Genomic DNA, 6,249 nt, shown 5'->3' with positions numbered 1-6,249 from the left:
TGCCCAAGGTCGCCCTGGTCGCCTGCATGCGCAAGCTGTTGACCACGCTCAACGCCATGGCCCGAACCGGCAAACATTGGGATAAATCGCTTCACGGCGCTTGACTTCAAAGACGGTTACTCAGAACAGCCGGAAGGCCAGCGGCATCAGCAGCGCGGCCAGCACGACCTGCAGGCCCAGCGCCAGGCCGGCGTAGGCGCCCGCATCGGCGTCCACCTGCAAGGCGCGCGCCGCGCCGATGCCGTGCGAGGCCGTGCCCAGCGCGAAGCCGCGCGCCGTCCAGCCCAGGCCGGCCGGCGGCACGCGCAGCAGGTCGAACAGGTACTTGCCCGTGAGCGCGCCCACCATGCCGGTGAGCACCGCAAAGACCGCCGACAGCGCGGGCACGCCGCCCAGCTTGTCGGCAATGCCCATGGCCACGGGCGCGGTGACGGACTTGGGCGCCATCGACAGCACCACCTCGTGCGGCAGGCCCAGGGCCCAGGCCAGCCCCACGGCCGACGCGCTGGCCGCGCCGCCGCCCAGCAGCGCCGCGAGCAGCAGGCGCACGCCGCGCGCACGCAGCTCGGCCCGGCGCTGCCACAGCGGCCAGGCCAGCGCGACCACGGCCGGGCCGAGCAGGAAGTGGATGAACTGCGCGCCCGAGAAATAGCTGGGGTAGCTCACGCCCGTGCCGGTCAGCAGCACGGCCAGCGCCACCACCGACCACAGCACCGGGTTGGCCCAGGGCGCCGCGCCCATGCGCAGGTAGAAGGCCTGGGCCAGCAGGTAGACCACCAGCGTCGCCGTCAGGCCGAACAGCGGCGTGGCCGAGAGGTACACCCAGAGTTCGACGAAATCAGCCATCCGCCTTCCCCTGGGCTGCGGCCGCTCCCGGGCGCCGGCCGGGCCAGCCGTAGAGCACCAGCGCCGTCACGCCCAGCCCGATCCAGGTCGACAGCGCGATCACGAGCAGGATGCGCAGGCCGTACTGCGTGAGCAGGGCCAGGTGCGTCATCACGCCCACGCCCACGGGCACGAAGAGCAGCGACAGGTGCGTGAGCAGGAAATTCGCGCACTCGGCCACCGGCTCGCGCACCAGCGGCCAGCGCAGCCCCGCCAGCAGCAGCACCAGGCCCAGCACAGGCCCGGGCAGCGGCAGCTGGAAGCCACGCGACAGCAGCTCGCCCACGCACTGGAAGGCCAGCAACCAGGCCAGGCCGCGCAGGCCGTTCATGGGGCGTGCCGCTTAACGGAAGACGACGGTGCGGTGGCCATTGAGCAGCACACGGTGCTCGCTGTGCCACTTCACGGCGCGGGCCAGCACCAGGCTTTCGGTGTCGCGGCCACGCGCGGTGAGGTCTTCCACCGTGTCGGTGTGGTCGGCGCGGGCCACGTCCTGCTCGATGATCGGGCCCTCGTCGAGGTCGGCCGTCACGTAGTGGGCCGTGGCGCCGATCAGCTTCACGCCGCGGTCGTGCGCCTGGTAGTAGGGTTTGGCGCCCTTGAAGCTGGGCAGGAAGGAATGGTGGATGTTGATCGCGCGCCCGGCCAGCTTGCGGCACAGCTCGTCCGACAGGATCTGCATGTAGCGCGCCAGCACCACGAGTTCGGCGCCCTCGGCCTCGATGATCTCGAACTGCCTGGCCTCCGCCTGCGCCTTGGTCGCGGCCGTCACCGGGATGTGGTGGAAGGGCACGTTGTAGCTGGCCGCCAGCTGGTAGAAGTCGCGGTGGTTGCTGATGATGGCGCGGATGTCCACCGGCAGCAAGCCGCTCTTCCAGCGGAACAGCAGGTCGTTGAGGCAATGGCCTTCCTTGCTGACCAGCAGCACGGTCTTCATCGGCGTCTGCGCGGCATGCAGGCGCCAGCTCATGCCGAAGGCCTCGGCCAGGCCGCCCAGTTCGTCGCGCAGCTGCGCCTCGGGCATGCCTGCGCAGGCGAAGCGCACGCGCATGAAGAACAGGCCCGTGCCATGGTCGTTGTACTGGGCGGCTTCTTCGATGTTGCCGCCGCGCTCGAGCAGGAAGCCCGAAACGGCATGCACGATGCCCACGCGGTCGGGGCAGGACAGGGTCAGGATGTAGGCGCTCATAGAGGGGGGCGATTGTCGCAGCGTGTCCGGCCGGCTGCCGCAGGCAGGGCTTGGGCGCCCGCGCCGGCGGCGGGGCCCGGGCCTGCCGCCACAATGGCGGCACTTCCCTGCGCCCTTCCCGCCCTGCCGCGCCACCACCGATGAGCACCGCTCCCCGCATCCCTCCGATCCAGGGCCTCCAGGCCTTCGAGGCGCTGGCACGCCTGCGCAGCGTGACCCAGGCGGCCGAAGCGCTGAACGTCACGCCCAGCGCCGTGAGCCACCGCATCCGGCAGGTCGAGCTGCAACTGGGTTTTCGGCTGTTCACGCGGCAGGACTTCAGCCTGAGCCCCGAAGGCGCCGAATACCTGCCGCGCGTGCGCGAGGCCCTGGCGGCGCTGCAGCAGGTGCCGGGCCGGCGCCAGGCGCCCTCGCCCGCCCGGCTGCGCGTGGCCGTGACGCCCACCTTCTCGCGCCAGCTGCTGCTGCCGCGCCTGGCGCGCTTCCGGCAGGACTACCCCGAGATCGAACTGATGCTGCAGGTGGCCATTCCGGCCCACCATGTGACGGCGGAAGAGGCCGACATCGAACTGCGCTTCGGCAACGGTCCCTTCACCGACCGCGAGGCCATGCACCTGCTGTCGGACGAGGTCACGCCCGTGTGCAGCCCGGAATACCTGCACGAGATCGGCCCGCTCCACGGCTTCGAGGACGACCGCGCGGTGGCACGCGCGCACCTGATCCGATCGCCGCTGGAGCCCTGGCGCACCTGGTTCCGCGCCTGCGGCATCACCCTGCCCGAACCCACGGCGGGCTCGCAGTTCGACGACCTGGGCTTGCTGCTCGACGCGGCCGTGGCCGGCTTCGGCGTGGCGCTGATGCGCCTGAAGCTGGGCCAGGCCTGGCTCGACACCGGGCGGCTGGTGCGGCTGTCGGCGCGCAGCGTGCCCTCTCCGCACGACTATTACCTGTGCTGGCGCCCGGGCACGCTGGAGCGCTGGGAATGCGCGGCCTTCGTGGACTGGCTGCGCCAGTCCCTGCGCGACCCCTGAGCCCCGCGCCGCCCGGCCCACCCGCGGCGCCGGCTGCCGCCAGGATGACAGGGCGCGTGAAAACATTTCACGCAGACCTTGCACGCCTTTCACAGGTGGCCAAGAAACGCACGCCTAAAGTGCGCAGCGGCCCGGACTGCCCGGCGCCAGGCCCTGCCGTGCCCGCCGCCGGCGGGCCATGACTCCCACAATCCACATTTCAGACGGAGACCGCGCCACATGACCTGGCAGCAGATTTACGACCCGTTCAACAACATGATCATCTCGACGCTGCTGGCGGCGATTCCGGTGGTCGTGATGCTGGGCGCCCTCGGCTTCTTCCACATCAAGGCGCACATCGCCGCCGGCATGGGCCTGGTCGCAGCGCTGCTGGTGGCGGTCTTCGCCTATGGCATGCCGGCCGACATGGCCGGCCGCGCGGCCATGCTGGGTGCCTTCACGGGCCTGCTGCCGATCGGCTGGATCGTGCTGACCATCATCTTCCTGCACCAGCTCACCGAGCAGAACGGCAGCTTCAAGGTGCTGCAGGACTCGCTCTCGGGCATCACCGAGGACCGGCGCATCCAGCTGCTGCTGATCGCCTTCTGCTTCGGCGCCTTCTTCGAGGGCGCGGCCGGCTTCGGCACGCCGGTGGCGGTGACGGCCGCGATCCTGATCGGCCTGGGCTTTTCGCCGCTGGCTGCCTCGGGCCTGTCGCTGATCGCGAACACCGCGCCCGTGGCTTTCGGCGCGCTGGGCACGCCGGTGATCACGCTGGCCCAGGTGCATGGCTACGACCTGCAGGAAGTGACGGCCATGATCGGCCGCCAGCTGCCCTTCTTCTCGCTGCTGGTGCCCTTCTGGCTGATCTGGGCCTTCGCCGGCCGCAAGGGCATGATGGAGATCTGGCCCGCGATCCTGGTGACGGGCGTGTCCTTCGCCGTACCGCAGTTCCTGGTGTCCAACTACATGGGGCCCGAGCTGGTGGACATCATCGCCGCCATCGTGTCGATGGTGTCGCTCGTGGCCTTCCTGCGCGTGTGGCAGCCCAGGAAGGTCTGGACCTCGCCCGCGCTGCGCGGCCGCGACCCCAGCGCCGACGAGGCCAAGCCGCCGCAGCCCGTCGTGAAGCATTCGAAGGAAGCGCTGATCGCCGCCTGGACGCCCTGGGCCATCCTCTCGGTCTTCGTGTTCATCTGGGGCCTGCCGCCGGTCAAGGCCTGGCTCAACGGCCTGTTCTCGCCCAAGTTCCCCATCGACGGCCTGCACAACCTGATCCTGAAGGTGCCGCCGGTGGTGCCCGCGCCCCATCCCGAAGCCGCGGTCTACACCTTGAACCTCCTGTCGGCCACCGGCACCGGCATCCTGGCGGCCGCCATCGTGAGCGCGCTGGTGATGAAGTACAGCCCGGTCGCCATCGTGCGCACCTTCTTCAAGACGCTGTGGATGGTCAAGTACTCGCTGCTGACCATCGTGCTGATGCTGGCCCTGGGCACGCTCACGCGCTTCTCGGGCACCGACACCACGCTGGGCCTGGCGTTCGCCAACACCGGCGTGCTCTACCCCTTCTTCGGCACGCTGATGGGCTGGATCGGCGTGGCGCTGACGGGTTCGGACACGGCGTCGAACGTGCTGTTCGGCGGCATGCAGAAGGTCGCGGCCGAGCAGCTGGGCCTGTCGCCCAACCTCATGGGCGCGGCCAACAGCTCGGGCGGCGTGATGGGCAAGATGATCGACGCGCAGTCCATCGTCGTGGCCTCCACGGCCACGCGCTGGTTCAACAAGGAAGGCGAGATCCTGCGCTACGTCTTCTTCCACTCGATCGCGCTGGCCTGCCTGGTGGGCCTGTACGTGACGATGCAGGCCTACGTCTGGCCGTTCACGCTGACGGTGGTGCGCTGAGCGCAGCGGGCGGCGCCAGCAGCGTGCCCGCGTAGACCGCATGGCGCGCCGCATCGCGGTAGTACAGGCGCTGCGACGGCGCCTGCAGCAGCACGAGCACGACCAGCCCTTCGGCCGGATCGCACCAGAAGTTCGTGCCCGAGATGCCCGGCCAGCCGAAGTCGCCGGCATGGCCCGGCGGCGCCTGCGGCGCATCGCGCAGGCGCAGCGACAGCCCCAGGCCGAAGCCGCGGCCGTTGTGCGGCATGGGGCCGATGCTGCCCATGCCGGCCGTGAACGCGCCGTAGCCCACGCCGGCGGGCAACTGGTCGGTGCGCATGGCGCGCACGGTCTCGGGCCGCAGCAGCTGCTGCCCCTGCCAGCGGCCGTCGTCCAGCAGCATCTGCGCGAAGCGCACATAGTCCTGCGCCGTGGACCACAGCCCCCCGCCGCCCGACAGCCAGCGCGCGCCATGCGCCGGCGGCGCAAGCGCGAAGGACTCGTGGGGGAAGGGCCGCGCGATGGCCGCCGCGCCGGCGCCGGGCACTTCGAAGCCCGTGCGCGCCATGCCCAGCGGCGCGAAGATGCGCGCGTGCAGGAAATCGCCCAGCGCCTGGCCCGCGCACACCTCGACCACACGGCCCAGCACGTCGGTCGACATGCTGTACTCGAACACGGTGCCCGGCTCGTGCAGCAGCGGCAGGCGCGCCAGCTTGCGCACCAGCTCCTCGTTGGTCTGGCCAGGGTCCGTGACGCCGGCCGCGCGGTAGGCCAGGTGGACGGGCCCTTCGCCCATGAAACCGTAGGCCAGGCCGGAGGTGTGGCGCATCAGGTCCCGCACGGTCATCGGCCGCGCGGGCGGGCGGCCATCGGCCAGCCGCAGGTCGCGCAGTTCGGGCAGGTGGTCGGCCACGGCATCGTCCAGCCCCAGCCGCCCTGCTTCGACCAGCATCAGGGCGGCGGCCGTGGTCACCGGCTTGGTCATGGACGCGATCCAGAAATGCGCATCCACCGGCATGGCGCGGCTGCGCGGGCCGTCCAGCCAGCCCGAGGCCTGCTGGTGCACGATGCGGCCGCCCTGGGCGACCAGCGCCACGGCGCCGGGCATGCGGCCCTCGGCCACGCCCTGGTCCAGCAGCGCCGACAGCGCCTCGAAATTCCTCGCCATGCCTGAGTCTCCCCACGGTCCGGGCCGCTGCGGCAGGCCCGACAATGGCCGGTTGAAAAAGCTTCATCGCGCAGCGCACGGATTTTCACGCGGCCGCGCCCGGCCCTGTCTAGAGT

The 6,249-nt window shown here is 70.8% G+C and carries 6 protein-coding genes and 1 pseudogene; 3 read left to right on the top strand and 4 right to left on the bottom strand.

Annotated elements, in window-relative coordinates; genetic code table 11:
- Window positions 1–104 (top strand): annotated as a pseudogene (locus LG388_RS26570) (IS110 family transposase); the annotation flags it as partial.
- 16 nt (window positions 105–120) lie between these two features.
- On the opposite strand, the gene LG388_RS26565 reads toward LG388_RS26570, so the two are convergent.
- Genes LG388_RS26565 through purU form a run of 3 tightly spaced genes read right to left on the bottom strand, consistent with a single transcriptional unit; the run spans window position 121 to window position 2,074 of the window.
- Window positions 121–846 (bottom strand): LrgB family protein, encoded by a 726-nt coding sequence (locus tag LG388_RS26565; RefSeq protein ID WP_225785539.1) that lies wholly within the window; start codon window positions 844–846, stop codon window positions 121–123.
- The gene (locus LG388_RS26560) at window positions 839–1,216 is read right to left on the bottom strand and encodes a CidA/LrgA family protein (protein ID WP_225785538.1); all 378 of its coding nucleotides are present in this window, start codon (window positions 1,214–1,216) and stop codon (window positions 839–841) included. Before LG388_RS26560 ends, LG388_RS26565 begins: the two co-directional genes overlap by 8 nt.
- A 12-nt stretch (window positions 1,217–1,228) precedes the next feature.
- Window positions 1,229–2,074, bottom strand: coding sequence for a formyltetrahydrofolate deformylase (gene purU / locus LG388_RS26555; protein ID WP_225785537.1), 846 nt, complete (start codon window positions 2,072–2,074; stop codon window positions 1,229–1,231).
- Window positions 2,075–2,214: 140 nt separating this feature from the next.
- Between purU and LG388_RS26550 the strand changes: the two genes are divergently transcribed.
- Window positions 2,215–3,105: a LysR substrate-binding domain-containing protein gene (locus LG388_RS26550; protein ID WP_225785536.1), complete on the top strand. Its 891-nt coding sequence runs from the start codon at window positions 2,215–2,217 to the stop codon at window positions 3,103–3,105.
- A gap of 219 nt (window positions 3,106–3,324) precedes the next feature.
- The gene (locus tag LG388_RS26545) at window positions 3,325–4,986 is read left to right on the top strand and encodes an L-lactate permease (RefSeq protein ID WP_225785535.1); all 1,662 of its coding nucleotides are present in this window, start codon (window positions 3,325–3,327) and stop codon (window positions 4,984–4,986) included.
- Here the strand turns inward: LG388_RS26545 and LG388_RS26540 are convergent.
- Window positions 4,964–6,133: a serine hydrolase gene (locus LG388_RS26540; protein WP_225785534.1), complete on the bottom strand. Its 1,170-nt coding sequence runs from the start codon at window positions 6,131–6,133 to the stop codon at window positions 4,964–4,966. The two genes, LG388_RS26545 and LG388_RS26540, sit on opposite strands and share 23 nt — an antisense overlap.
- Window positions 6,134–6,249 lie beyond the last annotated feature (116 nt).

It is taken from the genome of Xenophilus sp. Marseille-Q4582 (assembly GCF_916700565.1).
GTDB lineage: Bacteria > Pseudomonadota > Gammaproteobacteria > Burkholderiales > Burkholderiaceae_C > Xenophilus.
Note: the sequence above shows the minus strand (reverse complement) of the source record. Positions and strands in the feature narration are given on the sequence as shown.